This is a genomic window from Nocardioides sp. DN36, assembly GCF_055380375.1.
Map to the genome: position 1 here is coordinate 783,034 of NZ_AP043823.1, position 20,222 is coordinate 803,255.

Sequence of the window (20,222 nt, forward strand, 5' to 3'; positions counted from 1 at the left end):
GACCGCTCAGCCCGCGTCGAACGCGTCGCGACCGTAGATCGTCACGACCCAGACCTCGCACATCGTCGCCACGACGTCCTCGACCGGCGGGTAGGGCGGCCGGCCGAAGGCGTCGAGCAGCACGCTCTCGTTCATCCGCACCAGGGCCTCGGCGATCCTCTCGGGCGAGCGGACCCTGCTCGCGCCCGTCGCCACGTCGGCGCGGATCCGGTCGGCGGTGACGGTCACGAAGTGCCGCACCATCTCGTCCCGGGCGGCGCTGATCTCGGCGTCGTACGCCGCGGAGTCGGCGATCGCCTGCATCAGGCGCCCGTGCTCGAGCATCGCCTCGGCCAGCTCGGTGAGCCCCGCCCGCAGCTCCTCGACGGCTCCGCCGGCGCCCGCCTTCCACGTCTGGCCGGTCTCGCCGATGCCGTCGCTGACCTGCTCGAGCATCGCGAGCAGCAGCGTCTGCCGGTCGTCGAAGTGCCGGTAGAAGGCCGTGCGGGAGAGCCCGGCGGCGCTCATCACGTCCTCGAGCCGCAGGTCGTGCCAGCGGTGCTCCTCGAGGAGTCGGGAGGCGGCGTCGAGGATCCGTTGGCGGGCGTCGCGACGCTCTCGCCGCTGCCGGTCCGCGCGTCCTGTCGGAGTCGCCATCAGCTGCAGCCTACGCAACGCGGCAAGTTCGTCCTATGCTCGGCGACGTCGCGTGTGACGTGGTGTCACAGCGATCGGGGGTCAGTCGGGCCGGCCGGTACAGGGGGCGGCCGGGCCGACTGGCCACCCCGCCCCGAGGGCCGTTGGTCCCCGCCCCGGCGGCGAACGCCCCTGACGCCTGCACGCGTGTCCCTACAGGATCGAGAGGCGGGACCGACGGAGAGGGGCAGGCCATGACGAGCACTCCGTCGCCGGTGGTCGTGGGGGTCGACGGCTCGCCGTCGAGCCTCCAGGCGATCCGGTACGCCGTGGTCGAGGCGGTCCGGCTCGGGGTGGGTGTGCGGCTGGTCCACGTCTCGCCCGACTACACGCCGACCACGCCGATGCTGCCGCTGATCCGCGACGACTTCGAGCAGGTCGGCAGGAGGATCCTGGGCGAGGCCCTGGGCGTGGTGGCCGAGGTCGCCCCGGACTGCGACGTGTCGTCGGTGCTGCGGACCGGCCCCACCGTGACCACGCTGCTCGACGCGGCCGAGGGGGCCCACCTCGTGGCCCTCGGTCGCCAGCACCGCTCCCGGGCGGAGGCGGTGTTCACCGGCTCGACCACCGTCGGAGCGGCGGGGCGGGCGGACTGCCCCGTGGTCTGCGTGCCGCCCACCTGGTCCGACGCGTCCGCGCGGGGCCGCGTCGTGGTCGGCGTGCGCTCGCCCGCCCACTCCACCGAGCTGCTCGGCCAGGCCTTCGCCGCCGCCCGGCTCCGGGGCGCGAGACTCGTGGTGCTGCACGCCTGGAAGCTGCCCGGCGCCTACGACGACATCGTAGAGGCGCGCACCCACGCCGACGACCGGGCCCTCGAGATGGAGCGCGAGATCGACCCCCTGCTCGAGACGTTCCGGCAGAGCCACCCCGACGTGGAGGTGGAGCTCTCCGTCGTCCACGAGCAGCCGGTGCGGGCGCTGCTGCGCGCGGCCTCCGGTGCCGACCTGCTGGTGGTCGTCCGGCGGGCGCACGGCCTGCCGCTCACCTCGCACCTCGGCGGCACCGGGCGCACCCTGCTGCGCGAGGCGGAGTGCCCGGTCGAGGTGGTCCCGCCGCAGGAGGTGCTCGCGGAGATGGAGGGGCTCGTGCTCGAGGAGGCGGGGGCGGTCCGCAAGTGACCCCCTAGGGTTTCCCCGTGAGACGCAGCGTCCGCCCACCCACCCCGCACCCCTCCGGAGCGCGACCGCCCGCGGTGCCCAAGGGCCTGGTGCCCCGGCACGTCGCCGTCGTGATGGACGGCAACGGCCGCTGGGCCAAGGAGCGCGGGCTGCCCCGCACCGCCGGTCACGAGCGCGGCGAGCACTCGCTGTTCGACGTGGTCGAGGGCGCCATCGAGATCGGGGTCAAGGCGGTCTCGGCCTACGCGTTCTCCACCGAGAACTGGTCCCGCTCGCCCGACGAGGTCAAGTTCCTGATGGGCTTCAACCGCGACGTCATCCGGCGGCGCCGGGACGAGATGCACGAGCTCGGGGTCCGGGTCCGGTGGGCCGGTCGAGCACCCCGGCTGTGGAAGTCGGTGATCCGCGAGCTGCAGGTGGCCGAGGAGCTGACCCGCGACAACGACGTGCTGACGTTGACGATGTGCGTCAACTACGGCGGTCGCGCCGAGCTGGCCGACACCGCCCGCTCGATCGCGCGCGAGGTGGCGGCGGGCCGGCTGGATCCCGAGAAGGTCAACGAGAAGGTCTTCGCGCGGCACCTCTACGTCCCCGAGCAGAGCGACGCCGACCTGGTCTGGCGCACGTCGGGGGAGCAGCGGCTCTCGAACTTCATGCTGTGGCAGGCGGCGTACTCCGAGCTGGTCTTCTCCGACGTGCTGTGGCCCGACGTCGACCGTCGGCACCTGTGGGCCGCGATCGAGACCTATGCCCGGCGCGACCGGAGGTACGGCGGGGCCGAGCCGAGCTGATCCGCGGCTCGGCGCGCGGACGAGAGTCTCGTTTGTGTCGCGCATCACACCGGTTTCTGGGATCCTGACTGCCGACAGCAGCGCAGGGGGATGACGGATGTCGCAGTCGGGTGCACGGGGCCGCGCCACGGGGGTTGCGCGTCGCCTGCTGTTCGCGGACGAGCCCGACCCCCGGGCGCTGCAGGGCGTCTTCGCGCTCCTGTTCCTGCTCGACCGCCTGCTGCGTGAGATCGGCGGCGACGGGATCGACCTGAGGTCCTGGCCGGCGCTGGGCGTCGCCGTCGCGGTGGTCGCCTGCGTCGCCGCGGTGGTCGTGCCCTGGGGCCGGCTCCCCAGCTGGGCGGTCGCGGTCCTCCCCGTCATGGACCTGGCCGCGCTGGGACTGTCCCGCCTGGACCCGCAGAGCTCGGGTCCGGGCATCCTCGCCATCGTGCCGGCGCTCTGGCTGGGCCGGCAGCTCGGGCGGACGGGCGCCTGGATCGCCATGGGCGCGTCGCTGGGGCTGATTGCGGTGCCGGGCCTGGCGTACTTCGGCACCACGGGCCTCGACGTCTCGCGCGTCGTCCTGATCGTCGTCGTGGTCGGCTGGTCCGCCCTCGCCATGGCCACCGGCATCGACCGAGTGCGCGCCGGACAGGGGACCATCGAGCACCAGCGTCGCGTCTCCGACGCGATCCTCGACACCGTCGACGTCGGCCTGGTCCTCATCGACGCCGACGGCCGCTACGAGTCGATGAACAGGCACCACCGCGCGATGATGCCGATCGCCTACCCGGACGGTCACCGGGGCGTCGCCGGCCAGCTCGGGGACGTCTACGCCGCGGACGGCGCCACGCTGCTGACGCGGGAGGACATGCCGACCTTCCGGGCCAGCCACGGCGAGGAGTTCGACGATCACCGGATCTGGATCGGGTGCGACCCGCTGACCCGGCGCGCGCTGTCGGTGTCCGCCAGGACCGTGCGTGACGAGCGGGGCCGGGTCGCGGGCGCCGCCCTGGCCTACAAGGACGTCACCGACCTGATGAGCGCGCTGCGGGTCAAGGACGAGTTCGTGGCCTCGGTCTCCCACGAGCTGCGCACGCCGCTGACCTCGATCGCGGGCTACGTGAGCATCCTGCTGGAGCGGGAGGACCTGCCGGCCGAGGTCCTCGCCCAGCTCGAGGTCGTCGACCGCAACACCGAACGCCTGCGGCGGCTCGTCGCCGACCTGCTGCACACGGCGCAGGTCGACGAGGGGCCGATGCACGTGGTCCGGACCCGCTGCGACGTCTGCGAGATCGTGCGTGAGGCGGTCCGCGCCGCCGGTCCGGCGGCCCAGGCGGCCGGCGTCGAGCTGGACCTCGAGGTGCCCGACGAGCTGCACGCCCGCGTCGACCCGCAGCGGTTCGCCCAGGTCGTCGACAACCTGGTCTCCAACGCGGTGAAGTACACCCCGGCCGGAGGGCGGGCGCAGGTCGGCCTGGGCGTGGACGGTGACCGTCTCGAGCTCGTCGTGTCCGACACCGGGATCGGCATCACGGCGGCCGACCGGGCCCGCCTCTTCACCCGCTTCTTCCGCGCCCGGCACGCCGAGGAGCAGTCCATCCAGGGGGTCGGCCTCGGGCTGAGCATCACCCGCTCGATCGTGGAGAGCCACGGCGGTCGGATCGAGGTCGACAGCGAGGTCGGTCGGGGCAGCGTCTTCCGGGTCCGGATCCCGCTCGACGTCGAGCAGGAGTCGGTCCGAGTCTGAGCGGCTGGTGGGCCGCTCCCGCGCAGGTCAGCGGCAGTCCGGGCAGCTGCCGAAGATCTCGAGGGTGTGGCTGACCTCGGCGTACCCGTGCTCGGCCGCGATCGCGCCGGTCCACCGCTCCACCGCCGGCCCCTCCACCTCGACGGTGGCCCCGCAGTGGCGGCACACGAGGTGGTGGTGGTGCGTGTCGGAGCAGCGGCGGTAGACCGCCTCGCCGTCCTCCGAGCGCAGCATGTCGACCTCGCCGGCGTCGGCGAGCTTTTGCAGGGTGCGGTAGACCGTGGCCAGGCCGACCTGCTCGCCGCGCCGACCCAGCAGGTCGTGGATCTCCTGGGCGGAGCGGAAGTCGGCGAAGGACGCGAGCGCCTCCGCGACGGCGCGCCGCTGGCGGGTGGGCCGCAGAGGACCCGGCTCAGTGCTCGTCATAGTGCGTCCCGTGGGGTGCGTGGCGGTGTCCGTCGTGCACGTAGTCGACGTGGTCGCCGTGGGGCACGGCGACGTGGCCGCACGTCGGCCCGTGGTCGTGGGGGTGGTCGTCGGTGACCTCGTGCCCGTCGGGTCCGACGGCCGGGAACGGGGCCCGCATCCGCTGGCGGGAGCGGAGGAGGACGCCGAGGGGCCAGGTCACCAGGAAGCCGGCCAGGGCGAGCAGCACGATGGTGGGCCCGGGGGCGACCCGGGCGTGGAACGACGCGAACGCCGAGATGACCAGCCCGCCGAGCGAGGCGGCCGTGCCGATCGCCATCGCCGCGGTCAGGGTGGTGCGGAAGGAGCGGGTCACCTGCTGGGCGGTCGCGACCGGGACGACCATCAGCGCCGAGACCAGGAGCAGCCCCACCGTGCGCATGGCCACGGTGACGCTGACCGCCGCCAGCACCGCGACCAGCACGTTGTAGACCCGGACGTTCAGGCCGGCGACCCGCGCGAAGTCGGGGTCCTGGGCGACCGCGAACAGCTGGGGCGAGAGCCCCACGCAGACCACCACGACCACGGCCGCCAGCGCGATGGTCACCCACACGTCGGTGCGGGAGATGGTGGTGATGGAGCCGAAGAGGTACTCCTGCAGCCGCGAGGCGCTCTGCCCCCCGATGCCGGTCAGCAGCACGCCACCGGCCAGGCCGCCGTAGAACAGCAGCGCCAGGGCGACGTCGCCGTTGGCGTGCCCGCGCTCGCGGATCACCTCGATGAGGACGGCGCCGAGCACCGCCACGACGACCGCGGTCCAGGTGGGGGAGGTGCCGGTCAGCAGACCGAGCGCGACGCCGGACACCGCGACGTGGCCGATCCCGTCACCCATGAGCGAGAGCCGGCGCTGGACGAGATAGGTCCCGACCGCCGGCGCCGCCAGTCCGGTGAAGACGGCGGCGAGGATCGCCCTCTGCATGAAGGCGAGCGTGAACAGCTCCATCAGGCCCATCCTTCGTCCGACGGGGACTCCCGGTCCAGCGGCGAGCCCATCCGGGGTGTGTGGTCGTGGTGCGCGGGGTCGGGGTGGTGGACGTGCGTGCCCAGGTCGGGCTCCAGGCCGGCCCGAGGCGCCGCGTGGTCGTCCAGCGGGAGGCCGTCGTAGACGACGCGACCGTCGCGCATCACCACCGCCCGGTCCACGAGGGGCGCCATCGGCCCGAGCTCGTGGGCGACCAGGACGACCGTCGCGCCGCGCTGCTTGAGGTGGGCGAGGGCATCGGCGAGCGCCTGCTGGTTGGCCAGGTCCACGCCGGCGGTCGGCTCGTCGAGGAAGAACAGGTCCGGCTCGCCGGCCAGCGCCCGGGCGATGAGCACGCGCTGCTGCTGGCCGCCGGAGAGGTGCGAGACGCCGTCGCGGGCCCGGTCGCGGAGGCCGACGACCTCCAGGGCGTCGTCGATCGCCTCGCGGTCGGCGCGGGAGAGCCGACGCAGCAGCCCGCGCCGGGTCAGCCGACCCGAGGCCACGACCTCCCACACCGACGCGGGCACGCCCGAGGCGGCGGACGCGCGCTGCGGCACGTAGCCCACGCGCTGCCAGTCCCCGAAGTCGTGCAGGGGAGTGCCGAAGAGCTCGAGCGACCCGGCGGTGAGCGGGTTCAGGCCGGTCAGGGCCCGCACGAGCGTCGACTTGCCGGACCCGTTGGCGCCCATCAGCGCGAGGAACTCGCCGGCGTGCACGGCCAGGTCGATGCCGCGCACGACCGGGCGGCCTCCGATGGACACCGCGCCGTCGTGCAGGCGGATGGGGATGCCGGGCCCGGTGGGCTGGTGGTCGGTCATCGGCAGTCGTTCGCCTTCTCGAGGGCCGCGAGGTTGCGGCGCATCAGTGATTCGTAGTCCTCGCCGGCCGTCCGGTCGCTGAGCCCCTCGATGGGGTCGAGGACGGCGGACTCGATGCCGAGGTCGTCGGCGAGGGTCTCGGCGGTCTTGGCGCTGACGAGGGTCTCGGAGAACACCGTGGTGATCCCGTCGGACCGGATCAGGTCCTGGAGGCGGCCGAGGTCGGCCGGGGTCGGCTCGGCGTCGGGGGAGAGGCCGGTGATCGGCTCGATCTCGAGGCCGTACTTGCCGAGGTAGCCGAACGCGTCGTGCGTCGCCACGACGGTGTGCCGCGCGCAGTCGGCCAGGCCCGTGGCGTAGTCACGGTCCAGGTCCGTCAGCTCCCGGCGCAGGGCCCGGGCGTTCGCGGCGTACGCCGCCGCGTGGTCGGGGTCGGCGTCGGCGAGGTCCCGCGCCAGCGCGTCACCGACGTCGGCCAGCCGCAGCGGGTCCTGCCAGAAGTGTGGGTCGAGGTCGTCGGGCTGGTCGGCGAACGGCTGGAGGTCGGCCACGCCCGCGGCGTCCAGCGTGGTGCCCTCGGCGTTCTGCTCGACGCTGTCGTCGACGGCCGGCTGGAACCCGTGCTCGTAGACCACGACGTCCGCCTCGGCGATCGACACGGTCTCCTTGATCGTGAGCTCGAGGTCGTGCGGCTCGGCACCGGGCTGGGTCAGGTTGGTCACCTCGACCCGGTCGCCGCCGACCTGCTGCGCCGCCCAGGCGAGCGGGTAGAACCCGGCGGCGACCTTGACCTTCCCCGAGCCGTCGTCCAGCGAGCCGCACGCCGTCGCGGCGAGCAGGAGGCCGAGGACGAGAAGGAGCCGCATGAGAATGATTCTCAGGTCAGTTGAGAACGGTTGTCAACTTGATGGCATGGCGCCTGATGTCGAGCTTGGAGACCTCCGCCGGCGTGCTTCCCGGCCTGCGGGTTCGGCCCCAGTGGTCGAGGTGAGACAGTCGGGAGGGGTCGAAGCTGAAGCCCGGGAGCGGGCCTCGGCGCGTGCGCGCAGCCGGGACCCCGGGGCCTACGCTCCCTCCATGCTGGTGGTGAGCAGGTTCCGGGTGGACGAGGACGAGGCGACCGAGTTCCGGGCCGGGCTCGACCGGGCGCACGCCGCGCTCGCCGAGCGGGCCGGGTACGTCGCCGGGACGGTCGGGCGCAACCTCGACGACCCGACGCTGTGGGTGCTCACGACCACGTGGGAGAACGTCGGCTCGTACCGCCGCGCGCTGTCGTCGTACGACGTCAAGCTCAACGCCGTCGCGCTGCTGGGCCGGGCGATCGACGAGCCCAGCGCCTTCGAGGTCGTCGAGCCCGGCACCGTCCTGAATATCGGGTCGCCCCGGTCGTTAGGCTGATCCCTCCGACCCCGAACCTGACCGGCAGCCAGCCGGCCGTCCTGAGGAGCACACTGCTGTGGCCAAGCCGCCCGCCTCGACCCTCGACCACGTCGTCTCCCTCTGCAAGCGCCGGGGTTTCGTCTACCCGTGCGGCGAGATCTACGGCGGCACCCGGTCGGCGTGGGACTACGGCCCGCTCGGCGTGGAGCTGAAGGAGAACATCAAGCGCCAGTGGTGGCGCTCGATGGTCACCGCCCGTGAGGACGTGGTCGGCCTCGACTCCAGCGTCATCCTGCCGACGAGGACGTGGGAGGCCAGCGGCCACCTGCGCACCTTCAGCGACCCGCTGACCGAGTGTCAGTCCTGCCACAAGCGGTTCCGCGAGGACCACCTGCAGGAGGACTACGCCTCCAAGAAGGGCATCGACGACCCGGACTCGGTCGACATCAACGAGTCGGTCGCCTGCCCCAACTGCGGCACCCGTGGCGCGTGGACCCCGCCGCGCGAGTTCAACATGATGCTCAAGACCTACCTCGGCGTGATCGAGGACGAGTCCGGGCTGCACTACCTGCGCCCCGAGACCGCGCAGGGCATCTTCCTCAACTTCGCCAACGTCGTGACCTCGAGCCGCAAGAAGCCGCCGTTCGGCATCGCCCAGATGGGCAAGAGCTTCCGCAACGAGATCACGCCCGGCAACTTCATCTTCCGCACCCGCGAGTTCGAGCAGATGGAGATGGAGTACTTCGTCAAGCCGGGCGAGGACGAGGAGCTGCACCAGTACTGGATCGACGAGCGGACCCGCTGGTACACCGACCTGGGCATCAACCCCGACAACCTGCGCCACTACGAGCACCCGAAGGAGAAGCTCAGCCACTACGCGAAGCGCACCGTCGACATCGAGTACCGCTTCGGCTTCTCCGGCCGTGACTTCGAGGAGCTCGAGGGCATCGCCAACCGCACCGACTTCGACCTCACCCAGCACAGCAACTTCTCGGGCCAGGACCTGTCGTACTTCGACCAGGCGAACAACGAGCGCTACATGCCCTACGTCATCGAGCCCGCGGCCGGCCTGACCCGATCGCTGATGGCGTTCCTCATCGACGCCTACACCGAGGACGAGGCCCCCAACACCAAGGGCGGCGTCGACAAGCGCGTCCTGCTCAAGCTCGACCCGCGGCTGGCCCCGGTCAAGGTCGCGGTGCTGCCGCTGTCGCGCAACGCCGACCTGTCCCCGAAGGCCAAGGACCTGGCCACCGAGCTGCGCCGCAACTGGAACGTCGAGTTCGACGACTCCGGCGCCATCGGTCGCCGCTACCGCCGCCAGGACGAGATCGGTACGCCGTACTGCGTGACCGTCGACTTCGACACGCTGGAGGACCACGCGGTCACCGTGCGTGAGCGCGACACCATGAAGCAGGAGCGGATCGGTCTCGACTCGATCACGTCCTACTTCGCCGAGCGTTTCGTCGGCTGCTGACGGAGACCACGTTGCACACTCCTACCATGCGCAAGCGCCTCGCCTCCTCCGCCCTGCTGGTCTCCGCGCTCGTGGCGGCCACGACAGTCGCGGGCTGCTCGAGCGACGACGGCTCCGGGGACAGCGCGTCCGGCGCCACGTCGGCCGCCGGCTCCGCGTCGAGCCCGACGCCGACCGAGGAGAAGCCCTACCTCCCGGTCCCGGACGGGGTCGAGCTCACCGCCCAGGGCAGCGAGCTGGCGGTGGGTGACGACGCCGTGGTCGCCTACGAGCCGCGGCAGGGCACGGTGGGCGTGCTCGATGTCAGGGTGACGGGCCTGGAGAAGACCACGTTCGCCCGGTCCTTCCGCGGCTGGCAGCTGGACAAGGCGACCCGGAAGACCAACCCGTACTTCGTGCGGGCCACGGTCGAGAACGTCGGGAAGACCGACCTCGGCGGTCGGCCGGTGCCGCTGTACATCGTCGACGGGCGCAACACCCTGATCGAGGCCTCGACGTTCGCCAGCAGCTTCAAGCCCTGCCCGAGCACGCCGTTGCCGAAGAAGTTCGGGCACGGCGACAAGGTGAAGACCTGCCTGGTCTACCTCTCGCCCCGGCACGGCGACCTCACCGCGGTGAGCTTCCGGCCCACCCAGGAGTTCGACCCGATCACCTGGACCGGCGAGCTGGCCAAGCCCGGGTCGCAGCAGCCGAAGAAGGGCGACCAGGGCAAGAACAAGAAGAAGGACCAGAAGCAGCAGGGCTGACCGCGGTTTTCCGCATACGGGGCGGGCTTGGGACAATGGGTCCCATGCCCGCCCCGTCCGTCTCCTCGAGTGCCGGTCTCGACCTGGGCCCGCTGCACGTCGAGGTGCCCGTGGTCCTGGCCCCGATGGCGGGCATCACCAACGCGGCGTACCGCCGCCTGTGCGCCGAGCAGGGTGCCGGCCTCTACGTGTGCGAGATGATCACGTCCCGCGGCCTGGTCGAGGGCGACCAGCACACCAGGGACATGCTGGTCTTCGACGAGCTCGAGACCGTCCGGTCGGTGCAGCTCTACGGCACGGACCCGGTCTACGTCGGCAAGGCCGCCGAGATCCTCTGCGCGGAGTACGGCGTCGCGCACATCGACCTCAACTTCGGCTGCCCGGTCCCGAAGGTGACCCGCAAGGGCGGCGGGGGAGCGCTCCCGTGGAAGCGGGGGCTGCTGGCCGAGATCCTGGAGGCCGCCGTCGCCGCGGCCACGCCGTACGACGTGCCGGTGACCATGAAGACCCGCAAGGGCATCGACGACGACCACCTGACCTACCTCGACGCCGGCCGGATCGCGCAGGAGTCCGGCGCGGCCGCCATCGCGCTGCACGGCCGGACCGTCTCGCAGGCCTACTCCGGTGAGGCCGACTGGGAGGCGATCGCCGCCCTGGTCGACCACGTCGACATCCCGGTGCTGGGCAACGGCGACATCTGGGAGGCCGCCGACGCGTTGCGGATGGTGGAGCAGACCGGGGTCGCCGGCGTCGTGGTCGGCCGCGGCTGCCTGGGCCGCCCCTGGCTGTTCCGCGACCTCGCCGCCGCCTTCGCCGGTGCGCAGGTGGCGACGCTGCCGACGCTCGGCGAGGTCACGGTGATGATGCGGCGGCACGCCGAGCTGCTCTGCCAGCACATGGGCGAGGAACGGGGCTGCAAGGAGTTCCGCAAGCACGTGTCGTGGTACCTCAAGGGCTTCGCGGCCGGCGGCCAGATGCGGCGCTCGCTCGGGCTGGTCGACAGCCTCGCCGCCCTGGACTCCCTGCTCGCCGAGCTGGACCCCTCCGAGCCGTTCCCGGTGGCCGAGCTGGGCACCCCGCGGGGACGCCAGGGGTCGCCGCGCGAGCGGGTCGTGCTGCCCGAGGGATGGCTCGACGACACCGACGGCAGCGGCTGCCGCCTGCAGGAGGACGCGCGGGAGACCACCGGCGGGTGACCGGGAACACGCCCCACAAATAGGGGGCGGATTTGCGACCGCGCGGCACATCTGTGCTTTAGTCGGGGGCCGTTGCCGTTTCGTTACCCCCGATTCCGGCTGCGTTCTCGGAACCATCCCCCGTCAGCAACAGCAAAGGATCAGCGCTGTGGCCATCCGCCACAAGCGGGACACCGATGCCCGCCGCAAGCCCCGAGCCGCGCTCATCGCCGGCCCCCTCGCCCTCCTCGCGACCGCGTCCGTCGTCACCGTCGGCGTGCTCTCGCAGGACCCCGCGACCACCGACGTCATCACCGCCTCGGACGCCACGACCAGCACCGACATCACGTCGGACCGGACCCCGCTCGTCTCGCGGTCCGAGTCCCGGCTCGCGTCGGTGCGCGGCGAGCAGTACATCCTGCACCTGCAGGACGCCTACGACCAGCGCCTGACCGACCGCGCGATCAAGAAGGCCCACGTCCACCTGTGGACCACGGCGCCGCTCAACCTGTGGACCAGCCCGGACAAGGACGCCAAGAAGGCCGGCCTGGTCAAGGAGGGCAAGAAGGTCCTCATCACCGGTCGCCGGACGGCCGACCGCACCGAGCTCGTCGTCGACGGCAAGGCGCGCTGGGTGACCGCCGGCTACCTCTCCGAGGACAAGCCGGTGGCCGAACCGGCCACCGATGCCTCCACCGACCCCGTGGCGAGGACGAGCACCGCCGGGCTCTCGACGGCCCCCTGCCCCGACGGCAGCGTGGAGAACGGACTCACCTCCGAGGCGGTGACGGTCTACCGCGCCGTCTGCAACGCCTTCCCGCAGATCACGACGTACGGCGGCTGGGACGCCCACGGCGAGCACTCCTCGGGCCGGGCCATCGACATCATGACCAGCGACAAGGCGCTGGGCGACCAGATCGCGGCCTTCCTCCAGGCGCACGCCGCCGAGCTCGACCTCTACGACGTCATCTGGTGGGACCAGATCTGGACGCCGGTGCGCGCCTCGGAGGGCTGGCGGGACTACGGCGACCACGGGTCGCCGACGGCCAACCACATGGACCACGTCCACGTGTCGACCAACGGCTGAGCGTCGGAGGGCTTGAGTAGGGTCCTCCCGATGGACTCCCTGGACCTGTACGACCCCGCCGCACGCGAGCGGCTCGTCGACGAGCCGCCCAAGCGGGTGGACGCGCCCGAGCGCACGCCTTTCGAGCGCGACCGCGCCCGCGTGGTCCACGCGGCGGCCTCGCGTCGGCTGGCCGCCAAGACGCAGGTGGTGGGTCCGCAGAGCGACGACTTCGTGCGCAACCGGCTGACCCACAGCCTCGAGGTGGCCCAGGTCGCCCGGGACATCTCCCGGGCGCTGGGCACCCACCCCGACATCGCCGAGACGGCGGCGCTGGCCCACGACCTGGGCCACCCGCCGTTCGGCCACAACGGGGAGCGGGTGCTGGCCGAGCTCAGCGAGAGCTGCGGCGGCTTCGAGGGCAACGCCCAGACGCTGCGGCTGCTCACCCGGCTCGAGGCCAAGACGGTCGACGCCGACGGACGCTCGGTGGGGCTCAACCTCACCCGGGCCACGCTGGACGCCTGCACCAAGTACCCCTGGCCGCGCGCCCACGCCGAGGAGCCAGCGGGCGTGCACGCCGACGGCTCGCCGCGCACGATCCGGAAGTTCGGCGTCTACGACGACGACAAGCCGGTCTTCGAGTGGCTCCGCTCCGGCGTCGACGGCACCCGCAAGTGCCTCGAGGCCCAGGTGATGGACCTCGCCGACGACGTCGCCTACTCCGTCCACGACATCGAGGACGGCGTGGTCGCCGGCCGGATCGAGCTGACCGCGCTCGACACCGCCGCCGTGTGGGACACGGTCCGGGACTGGTACCTCCCCGACGCCTCCGACGAGGCGCTCGATGCCGCCCTCGCCGGGATGCGGGAGCAGGGGAGCTGGCCGACGACGCCGTACGACTCCTCGAGGCGCAGCCTCGCGGCGCTGAAGAACCTCACCAGCGACCTGATCGGCCGGTTCTGCGGGGCCGCCCAGCACGCGACGTTCGCCGCCGGCGAGGGTCCGTTCGCGCGGTACGCCGCCGACCTGGTCGTGCCCGAGCAGGCGCGGCTGGAGATGGCCGTGCTCAAGGGCGTCGCCGCCTACTACGTGATGCAGGCCGACGACCGGGTCGCTGCCATGGTGCGCCAGCGCGAGCTGATGGCCGAGCTGGTGGCGCTGCTGGCGCACCGGGGACCGGACGCCCTGGAGCGGCCGTTCGCCGACGACTGGGCCGAGGCCGCCGACGACAACGCCCGGCTCCGGGTCGTGATCGACCAGGTGGCCTCGCTGACCGACGCCAGTGCCGTGGCCCGGCACGACCAGCTGCGCCACGTTCACCGGGGTGCTCGCTAGCCTCGAGGCCGTGACCTCACCCCTCGTCTGGCTGCCGTTCGACCCCGACCTGCTCGGTGACCCGCCGGGCGGGCTGCGCTACGAGGTGGTGGACCCGACCGAGCACGTGCCCGACACGGTGGCGGAGGTCGAGTTCTACGTGCCGCCGTACCAGGTGGGGCCCCGGGTCGCCGAGGTGCTGCCCCGCATGACGAGCCTCCGGGTCGTCCAGACGATGACCGCCGGGGTGGACAACCTGCGCGCCCACGTCCCCGACGGCGTGACCCTGTGCAACGGGCGCGGCATCCACGACACGTCGACCGCCGAGCTCGCGCTCACCCTGACCCTGGCCTCGCTGCGGGGCGTCCCGGACTTCGTCCGCGCCCAGGACCGCGGGTCGTGGGCTCCCCGGTGGCGTCCCGCCCTCGCCGACCGGCGGGTGCTGATCGTGGGGTACGGCGCGGTCGGCGAGGCGGTCGAGGCGAGGCTGCTGCCCTTCGAGGCCGAGGTGGTGCGGGTGGCTCGCTCCGCGCGCGAGGGCGTGCACCCGATCGGGGACCTGCCGGACCTGCTGCCCGAGGCGGACGTGGTCATCCTGATCGTCCCGCTGACCGGGGAGACCCGCGGCCTCGTCGACGCCGACTTCCTGGCCCGGATGAAGGACGACGCCCTGCTCGTCAACGTCGCCCGGGGCGCCGTCGTGGAGACCGACGCCCTGGTCGACGCGCTCGGGACGGGGCGCATCCACGCCGCGATCGACGTGGCCGACCCCGAGCCCCTCCCGGAGGACCACCCGCTGTGGCGTGCCCCCAACCTGCTGGTCTCCCCGCACGTCGGCGGGGCCAGCAGCGCGATGTGGCCGCGGGCCCACCGGCTGGTCCGCGACCAGCTGCACCGGTTCGCCGCGGGGGAGCCGCTGGCCAACGTCATGTCGGGGGAGTACTGACCTTGTGGAGCGCCGCCCCGGGCCTCGACCGACGCCCGTAGACTCCGCACGTGGCCGGCCGGATTCGTGAGGAGAGCATCGCCGAGGTGCGCGAGAAGGCGCGCATCGACGAGGTGGTCTCGCAGTACGTCAGCCTGCGCAACGCGGGCGGTGGCTCCCAGAAGGGCCTGTGCCCCTTCCACGACGAGAAGTCCCCCTCCTTCCACGTCACCCCCTCGCGCGGCTTCTACCACTGCTTCGGCTGCCAGAAGGGCGGCGACGTCATCAGCTTCCTGATGGACATCGACGCGCTGAGCTTCGCCGAGGCGGTCGAGCGGCTCGCGGACAAGTTCGGCGTGCAGCTCAAGCGCGAGGAGGGCGACGTCCGCGAGGACCGCCCCAAGGGGCCCTCGCGCAGCCGGCTGCTCGAGGCGCACCGCGAGGCGCAGGAGTTCTACGCCGGCCAGCTGGCCACCCCCGACGCGCTCGCCGCCCGGCAGTTCCTCGCCGAGCGCGGCTTCGACCAGGCGGCGGCCGAGCAGTTCGGCATCGGGTTCTCGCCCCGTGAGGGCGAGGCGCTCTTCAAGCACCTGCGCGCCAAGGCGTTCAGCCAGGAGGAGCTGGTCACCGGCGGGCTCGTGGCGGTGGGCCGCTCGGCGTACGACCGGTTCCGGGGCCGCCTGATGTGGCCGATCCGCGACGCGACGGGGGACACCATCGGCTTCGGCGCGCGCCGCATCTTCGACGACGACCGGATCGAGGCGAAGTACCTCAACACCTCCGAGACTCCGATCTACAAGAAGAGCCAGGTGCTCTACGGCATCGACCTCGCCCGCCGCGAGATCGCCCGCACCTCGCAGGCCGTGATCGTCGAGGGCTACACCGACGTGATGGCCTGTCACCTCTCCGGTGTCGGCACCGCCGTCGCGACGTGCGGCACCGCCTTCGGCGACGAGCACTCGCGGGTGCTGCGGCGCTTCCTCAACGACCACGAGGAGTTCCGCGGCGAGGTGATCTTCACCTTCGACGGCGACGCGGCGGGCCAGAAGGCCGCGCTGCGGGCGTTCAGCGGCGACCAGAACTTCGTCTCCCAGACCTACGTCGCGGTCGAGCCGTCGGGGATGGACCCGTGTGACCTGCGGATCGCGAGCGGCGACGCGGCGGTGCGCGAGCTGGTCGCCCGTCGGGTGCCGCTCTACCGCTTCGTGCTCGCCAACGTGGTCGGCAAGTACGACCTCGACCGGGCGGACGGCCGGATCGACGCGGTCCGTGAGGCGGCCCGCCTGGTGGCGTCGATCCGCGACCAGTCGAAGGTGACGGCGTTCGCCCAGGAGATCTCGAAGATGGTCGGCGCCGACATCGACACCAACCAGGTCCTGTCCGAGGTACGCCGCGCAGCGGCCCGGGGTCCGGCACCGGCCGGGGGGCGGTCCGACCACCGCTCCGACCGTCGGAACGCGCCCGCCGAGCCGGCCCCGGCCGCCCCTCGTCGCCCGGTGCCCGACCTGCGGGACCCGCGCTTCTCGCTCGAGCGCGAGACCCTGAAGCTGGTGCTCCAGCACCCGATGACGATCGGCCGGATCACCGGTGACGTGGGTCCCAACGACTTCACGCACCCGACGTACCGCGCCGTCTGGGAGCTGGTGGCGGCCGCCGGAGGTCCCGGCGCCGGTGCCGGCGACCCGGCCTGGGCCAACCGGTTGCGCGACGCGGCCACCGACCCGGCGGTCTCCTCGGTGATCAGCGCGCTCGCGGTCGAGCCGCTGCCGACCGCCAAGGAGCCGGACGCCTCCTACGTCGCCCTGCACGTCTTCCGGCTGCTGGAGCTCACCACGATGCGCCGGATCGCGGAGGTCAAGTCCCGGTTGCAGCGCACCAACCCGGTCGAGCACGCCGCCGAGTACAACAAGATGTTCGGCGAGCTGGCGGCGCTCGAGCAGCACCGCCGCAACCTGCGCGAGCGCACCGTGGGAGCCCAGTGAGGCGGAGACGTTCCCGTCCGCCGGTCGAGGTCGGTCCCGGCGAGCGCGTCCTGGCCTGGGCGGAGGGCGCCGAGGGTGTCGTCGCCGGCACCCGGGATGCGCTGTACGTCGCCGGCCGACGGGTGGCCTGGGAGCTGGTCGAGGCCGCGGACTGGGACCGGGAGACGTCGGTGCTGCGGGTCAGCGAGGTCGGCACCTGGGGCGAGCAGCGACGCGAGCACCGGTTCACCCTCGAGGAGCCCGGGCTGCTCCTGCAGCTGGTCCGCGAGCGGGTCACCGCGAGCGTCGTGCTGCAACGGCACGTGCCCGTCGAGGGACGTCGGGGGCTGCGCGTGATCGCCCGCCGGGCACCGCGGGGGGACCAGCCCTTGCTGTGGCTCTACGAGTACGACGCCGGTGTCGACCCGGCCGATCCCGAGGTCCAGCGGCTCGCCGCGGAGGCCCTCGAGGCGGCCCGCGCGGACGTCGGACTGCCCTGACCCGCCTGGATCGAGCCCGATTTTCACCTGCGCCGGGGACCTTGCTAATGTGTGCGCGCTGCACCGATCCCCTGTAGCTCAACTGGCAGAGCATTCGGCTGTTAACCGGAGGGTTGTTGGTTCGAGTCCAACCGGGGGAGCCAGCAGGGAACGGGCCCGTCTCAGTGCGCGACGGGCCCGTTCCGCATTTTCGCAGCGGATAGTCCGGCACGTTTTTGACGCGGCCGGTCCTCAGCGCAGCGAGCAGTGGTTCGTCTCGTCGTACGCCGCCGGCTCGCGCGGGACCGTGGCGCTGGACGGGGGCCGCCGCGACGACTCGACCCAGGCGGTGAGCCGCACGAACGCCCGCCGCGCACAGGGGAGGATCGGCCGCACCCGGTCGCCGTACTCGCCGTTGAGGCCGTCGACGTGGGTGCCGCCGACGATCCGGTAGTAGCGGTGCAGCGATGCGCGCCCGGCCCTGCGGACCATGCCCCGGTAGACGTCGGAGTCGGTCGCGATCGGCAGCAGCGCGTCGAGCGTGCCGTGCACGGTCAGCAGCGGCCGCCGCACGTCACCGGTGAGCGCGACCTTGCGCAGCGCCCGGTGTGCGGCCGGGCGTGTGCTGTAGTCGTAGTCGGCGTCGCAGCTGGGGGTGCCGCTCTGGCAGAACGGCGTGCCCGCCTCCTGGTCGCCGTCGTACGCCGGGTCGAGCTCCTCGCGGTAGAGCCGCTGGGTGAGGTCCCAGTAGACCGAGTAGTGGTAGTCCCAGGTGAACTCCGAGCCCCTGGCGAAGCCGGCGCGGATCATGGCTCGGTGCGCGGCCGGGTCGCCGGTGGCGGCGTACGACGGGTAGTTGCGCAGCGCCACCGGGAGGTAGGTCAGCAGGTTGGGCGCCTTTGCCCGGTAGAGAGTGCCCTCCCAGTCCACGCCGCCGTCGTAGAGCCGCGGCCGGTTCTCGAGCTGCCAGCGCACGAGGTAGCCACCGTTGGAGATGCCGAGCAGATAGGTACGCCGGGGGGCGTGGCCGTAACGCTGGGCGACGACCTCCCGAGTGGCCCTGGTCAGCTGGGTGACCCGGTGGTTCCACTCGGCGATCGCGTCGCCCGGCTCCTGGCCGTCGCGGTAGAAGGCACTGCCGTTGTTGCCCTTGTCGGTCATCGCGTAGGCGTAGCCGTGGGCCAGCAGCCAGTCGCTGAACAGGAAGTCGCCGGCGTACTGCGTGCGGGTGCCCGGAGCGCCGCTGACGACGAGCCGCCCGTTCCAGTGGTCGGGGAGGCGCACCACGAACTGGGAGTCGTGGTTCCACCCGTGGTGGGTGTTGGAGGTCGAGGTGTCGGGGAAGTAGCCGTCGACCTGGATCCCGGGCACGCCGCTGGGGTTCTGCGTGCCCGGGGCGTTCAGTCCCGCCCAGTCGGAGGCGTCGGTGTGGCCGCTCGCCACGGTCGACGCCGTGGTGAGGTCGTCGAGGCAGTCGACCTGCTGGACCGGGGCGCGGGGCACGTCGATGCGCGCCTGGTGGGCGCAGTGCGCGTCTGCCCGCGGCGGTCCTCCCGGCGACGCGTGCGCCGGCGCGCCGGGATGGACCGCGAGCGTGAGCAGCGAGGTGAGCAGGGCGGTGGCGGTGGCACGGGTGAGCATGCCCGCCAGCCTGCTGCGTGACTGGGGTCACGTCGATGTGCTCCCCGCCCACTTCGGGGCGCGCCACGTGTGGCGCCCGGCCATGGTCGGAAATATGTAACGCTCCGTTAAGGACTCTGGTGCTCCGTCACAACGGAGCACTTGAATCCCTGACGGAGCGTTACAAGCGGCAGGTCAGGCGGCGCTGTCCACCAGCTCCCGCTCCGCGGGCGCGTCGTCGCCGAGGACGTCCGCACCGCGCGGGGCGTTGTAGGCGTCGAGGTCGAGGATGCCCTCGCGCTTGGCCACGATCGTCGGGACCAGTGCCTGGCCGGCGACGTTGGTGGCGGTGCGCATCATGTCCAGGATCGGGTCGATCGCCAGCAGCAGGGCGACACCCTCCACGGGCAGGCCGAGCGTGGACAGGGTCAGCGTCAGCATCACGACGGCGCCGGTGAGGCCCGCGGTGGCCGCCGAGCCGATCACCGAGACGAACGCGATCAGCAAGTAGTCCTGGACGCCCAGCGGGATGCCGAAGACCTGGGCGACGGTGATCGCCGCGAGCGCCGGGTAGATCGCGGCGCAGCCGTCCATCTTGGTGGTGGCGCCGAACGGCACCGCGAACGAGGCGTACTCCATCGGGACACCCAGGTTGCGGGTGGCCACGCGCTGGGTGAGCGGCATGGTGCCGACCGAGGAGCGGGAGACGAACGCGAGCTGGATCGCCGGCCAGGCGCCCGAGAAGTACTTCGCGGGGGAGAGGCCGTGCAGGCGCGCGATCACCGGGTAGACCACGAACAGGACCAGCGCGCAGCCGACGTACACGTCGACGGTGAAGGTCGCGAGCGGGGCCACGAGGTCCCAGCCGTACGTCGCGACGGCGTTGCCGATCAGGCCGAGGGTGCCCAGCGGGGCCAGCTTGATGATCCACCACAGCACCTGCTGGATGACCGCGAGCGCGGAGCGCATGAAGCCGAGGAACTGCTCCGCGGCGTCACCGGCCTTGAGCGACGCGGCGCCGATGGCCAGCGCGACGACGACGATCTGCAGCACGTTGAAGCTGAGCGCGCCGTCGGCGACGGAGAGGCCGAGGAAGTTCGAGGGCACCAGGCCGGTGAGGAAGTCGAGCCACGAGCCGGTGCTGCCGTCGTACGACGCGCCCTCGGCGGCGACGTCGGCCGCCTGGCCGGGGTTGGTCAGCAGGCCGAGACCGAGCCCGATCGCGACCGCGATCAGGGAGGTGATCATGAACCAGACGAGCGTCTGGGTGGCGAGCCGGGCCGCGTTGGCGACCTGACGGAGGTTGGCGATGCTGACGACGACGGCGGTGAACACCAGGGGCGGCACCGCGGCCTTGAGCAGGCCGACGAACACGCTGCCGACGGTCTCGAGGGTGGTGGTCAGCCAGGTGACGTCGTAGCTGCGGGCCACCAGGCCCAGGAGCACGCCGACCACGAGGCCGCCGACGATCTGGACCCAGAACGGGGTCCGGCGAAGCGCTGAGAACACGAGC

19 protein-coding genes and 1 tRNA gene are annotated in these 20,222 nt (G+C 72.3%); 13 read left to right on the forward strand and 7 right to left on the reverse strand.

All coding sequences use genetic code 11. From position 1 onward, the window contains the following. Positions 1 to 6 precede the first annotated feature (6 nt). The gene (locus tag ACZ43H_RS04675; protein ID WP_464588151.1) at positions 7 to 636 is read right to left on the reverse strand and encodes a TetR/AcrR family transcriptional regulator; all 630 of its coding nucleotides are present in this window, start codon (positions 634 to 636) and stop codon (positions 7 to 9) included. A gap of 233 nt (positions 637 to 869) precedes the next feature. Here ACZ43H_RS04675 and ACZ43H_RS04680 point away from each other — a divergent pair, with 233 nt between their 5' ends. The 3 genes from ACZ43H_RS04680 (at position 870) to ACZ43H_RS04690 (ending at position 4,316) form a co-directional block, all read left to right on the forward strand. After that, positions 870 to 1,793 carry a universal stress protein gene (locus ACZ43H_RS04680; RefSeq protein WP_464588152.1) on the forward strand — a complete coding sequence of 308 codons (924 nt, stop codon included), beginning with the start codon at positions 870 to 872 and terminating at the stop codon, positions 1,791 to 1,793. A gap of 17 nt (positions 1,794 to 1,810) precedes the next feature. Then, entirely contained in the window at positions 1,811 to 2,584 is a 774-nt protein-coding gene (locus ACZ43H_RS04685) for an isoprenyl transferase (protein ID WP_464588154.1), read from the forward strand. A gap of 97 nt (positions 2,585 to 2,681) precedes the next feature. After that, complete coding sequence (locus ACZ43H_RS04690) at positions 2,682 to 4,316, forward strand: sensor histidine kinase (RefSeq protein WP_464588155.1); 1,635 nt, start codon at positions 2,682 to 2,684, stop codon at positions 4,314 to 4,316. A gap of 27 nt (positions 4,317 to 4,343) precedes the next feature. On the opposite strand, the gene ACZ43H_RS04695 is transcribed toward ACZ43H_RS04690, so the two are convergent. The 4 genes from ACZ43H_RS04695 to ACZ43H_RS04710 are packed head-to-tail and all read right to left on the reverse strand — an operon-like array spanning position 4,344 to position 7,429. Beyond that, positions 4,344 to 4,742: a Fur family transcriptional regulator gene (locus tag ACZ43H_RS04695; protein ID WP_464588156.1), complete on the reverse strand. Its 399-nt coding sequence runs from the start codon at positions 4,740 to 4,742 to the stop codon at positions 4,344 to 4,346. Beyond that, on the reverse strand, positions 4,729 to 5,724 hold the full coding sequence (locus ACZ43H_RS04700; protein WP_464588158.1) for a metal ABC transporter permease: 996 nt from the start codon (positions 5,722 to 5,724) through the stop codon (positions 4,729 to 4,731). Before ACZ43H_RS04700 ends, ACZ43H_RS04695 begins: the two co-directional genes overlap by 14 nt. Then, complete coding sequence (locus tag ACZ43H_RS04705) at positions 5,724 to 6,563, reverse strand: metal ABC transporter ATP-binding protein (protein ID WP_464588160.1); 840 nt, start codon at positions 6,561 to 6,563, stop codon at positions 5,724 to 5,726. Before ACZ43H_RS04705 ends, ACZ43H_RS04700 begins: the two co-directional genes overlap by 1 nt. Continuing rightward, positions 6,560 to 7,429, reverse strand: a complete 870-nt coding sequence (locus ACZ43H_RS04710) for a metal ABC transporter substrate-binding protein (RefSeq protein ID WP_464588162.1) — start codon at positions 7,427 to 7,429, stop codon at positions 6,560 to 6,562. The genes ACZ43H_RS04705 and ACZ43H_RS04710 overlap by 4 nt, the downstream gene beginning before the upstream one ends. A gap of 211 nt (positions 7,430 to 7,640) precedes the next feature. Between ACZ43H_RS04710 and ACZ43H_RS04715 the strand changes: the two genes are divergently transcribed. The 10 genes from ACZ43H_RS04715 (at position 7,641) to ACZ43H_RS04760 (ending at position 17,253) form a co-directional block, all read left to right on the forward strand. Then, complete coding sequence (locus ACZ43H_RS04715) at positions 7,641 to 7,961, forward strand: antibiotic biosynthesis monooxygenase family protein (protein ID WP_464588164.1); 321 nt, start codon at positions 7,641 to 7,643, stop codon at positions 7,959 to 7,961. A gap of 58 nt (positions 7,962 to 8,019) precedes the next feature. Continuing rightward, positions 8,020 to 9,420: a glycine--tRNA ligase gene (locus tag ACZ43H_RS04720; protein WP_464588165.1), complete on the forward strand. Its 1,401-nt coding sequence runs from the start codon at positions 8,020 to 8,022 to the stop codon at positions 9,418 to 9,420. Between the two features lie 26 nt (positions 9,421 to 9,446). Then, positions 9,447 to 10,166, forward strand: coding sequence for a hypothetical protein (locus ACZ43H_RS04725; RefSeq protein WP_464588167.1), 720 nt, complete (start codon positions 9,447 to 9,449; stop codon positions 10,164 to 10,166). A gap of 44 nt (positions 10,167 to 10,210) precedes the next feature. Next, on the forward strand, positions 10,211 to 11,362 hold the full coding sequence (gene dusB, locus ACZ43H_RS04730; protein WP_464588169.1) for a tRNA dihydrouridine synthase DusB: 1,152 nt from the start codon (positions 10,211 to 10,213) through the stop codon (positions 11,360 to 11,362). 148 nt (positions 11,363 to 11,510) lie between these two features. Continuing rightward, the gene (locus ACZ43H_RS04735; protein WP_464588171.1) at positions 11,511 to 12,428 is read left to right on the forward strand and encodes a mucin-2 protein; all 918 of its coding nucleotides are present in this window, start codon (positions 11,511 to 11,513) and stop codon (positions 12,426 to 12,428) included. Positions 12,429 to 12,458: 30 nt separating this feature from the next. Further along, on the forward strand, positions 12,459 to 13,745 hold the full coding sequence (locus tag ACZ43H_RS04740; protein WP_464588173.1) for a deoxyguanosinetriphosphate triphosphohydrolase: 1,287 nt from the start codon (positions 12,459 to 12,461) through the stop codon (positions 13,743 to 13,745). 10 nt (positions 13,746 to 13,755) lie between these two features. Beyond that, entirely contained in the window at positions 13,756 to 14,670 is a 915-nt protein-coding gene (locus ACZ43H_RS04745) for a 2-hydroxyacid dehydrogenase (RefSeq protein WP_464588175.1), read from the forward strand. A gap of 50 nt (positions 14,671 to 14,720) precedes the next feature. Continuing rightward, the gene (gene dnaG / locus ACZ43H_RS04750; protein WP_464588176.1) at positions 14,721 to 16,631 is read left to right on the forward strand and encodes a DNA primase; all 1,911 of its coding nucleotides are present in this window, start codon (positions 14,721 to 14,723) and stop codon (positions 16,629 to 16,631) included. Beyond that, complete coding sequence (locus ACZ43H_RS04755) at positions 16,628 to 17,110, forward strand: hypothetical protein (protein WP_464588178.1); 483 nt, start codon at positions 16,628 to 16,630, stop codon at positions 17,108 to 17,110. Before dnaG ends, ACZ43H_RS04755 begins: the two co-directional genes overlap by 4 nt. A gap of 67 nt (positions 17,111 to 17,177) precedes the next feature. Then, positions 17,178 to 17,253, forward strand: a tRNA-Asn gene (locus ACZ43H_RS04760). 88 nt (positions 17,254 to 17,341) lie between these two features. On the opposite strand, the gene ACZ43H_RS04765 is transcribed toward ACZ43H_RS04760, so the two are convergent. Further along, positions 17,342 to 18,730 (reverse strand): tannase/feruloyl esterase family alpha/beta hydrolase, encoded by a 1,389-nt coding sequence (locus tag ACZ43H_RS04765; protein ID WP_464588180.1) that lies wholly within the window; start codon positions 18,728 to 18,730, stop codon positions 17,342 to 17,344. Positions 18,731 to 18,904: 174 nt separating this feature from the next. Beyond that, positions 18,905 to 20,218 (reverse strand): dicarboxylate/amino acid:cation symporter, encoded by a 1,314-nt coding sequence (locus tag ACZ43H_RS04770; protein WP_464588182.1) that lies wholly within the window; start codon positions 20,216 to 20,218, stop codon positions 18,905 to 18,907. Positions 20,219 to 20,222 lie beyond the last annotated feature (4 nt).

What these genes read in the sequence shown, in the direction of transcription:
- ACZ43H_RS04675 (WP_464588151.1), bottom strand. Translation starts at nt 636, where the DNA reads ATGGCGACTCCGACAGGACGCGCGGACCGGCAGCGGCGAGAGCGTCGC.
- ACZ43H_RS04680 (WP_464588152.1), top strand. Translation starts at nt 870, where the DNA reads ATGACGAGCACTCCGTCGCCGGTGGTCGTGGGGGTCGACGGCTCGCCG.
- ACZ43H_RS04690 (WP_464588155.1), top strand. Translation starts at nt 2,682, where the DNA reads ATGTCGCAGTCGGGTGCACGGGGCCGCGCCACGGGGGTTGCGCGTCGC.
- ACZ43H_RS04695 (WP_464588156.1), bottom strand. Translation starts at nt 4,742, where the DNA reads ATGACGAGCACTGAGCCGGGTCCTCTGCGGCCCACCCGCCAGCGGCGC.
- ACZ43H_RS04700 (WP_464588158.1), bottom strand. Translation starts at nt 5,724, where the DNA reads ATGGAGCTGTTCACGCTCGCCTTCATGCAGAGGGCGATCCTCGCCGCC.
- ACZ43H_RS04705 (WP_464588160.1), bottom strand. Translation starts at nt 6,563, where the DNA reads ATGACCGACCACCAGCCCACCGGGCCCGGCATCCCCATCCGCCTGCAC.
- ACZ43H_RS04710 (WP_464588162.1), bottom strand. Translation starts at nt 7,429, where the DNA reads ATGCGGCTCCTTCTCGTCCTCGGCCTCCTGCTCGCCGCGACGGCGTGC.
- ACZ43H_RS04715 (WP_464588164.1), top strand. Translation starts at nt 7,641, where the DNA reads ATGCTGGTGGTGAGCAGGTTCCGGGTGGACGAGGACGAGGCGACCGAG.
- ACZ43H_RS04725 (WP_464588167.1), top strand. Translation starts at nt 9,447, where the DNA reads ATGCGCAAGCGCCTCGCCTCCTCCGCCCTGCTGGTCTCCGCGCTCGTG.
- dusB (WP_464588169.1), top strand. Translation starts at nt 10,211, where the DNA reads ATGCCCGCCCCGTCCGTCTCCTCGAGTGCCGGTCTCGACCTGGGCCCG.
- ACZ43H_RS04740 (WP_464588173.1), top strand. Translation starts at nt 12,459, where the DNA reads ATGGACTCCCTGGACCTGTACGACCCCGCCGCACGCGAGCGGCTCGTC.
- ACZ43H_RS04765 (WP_464588180.1), bottom strand. Translation starts at nt 18,730, where the DNA reads ATGCTCACCCGTGCCACCGCCACCGCCCTGCTCACCTCGCTGCTCACG.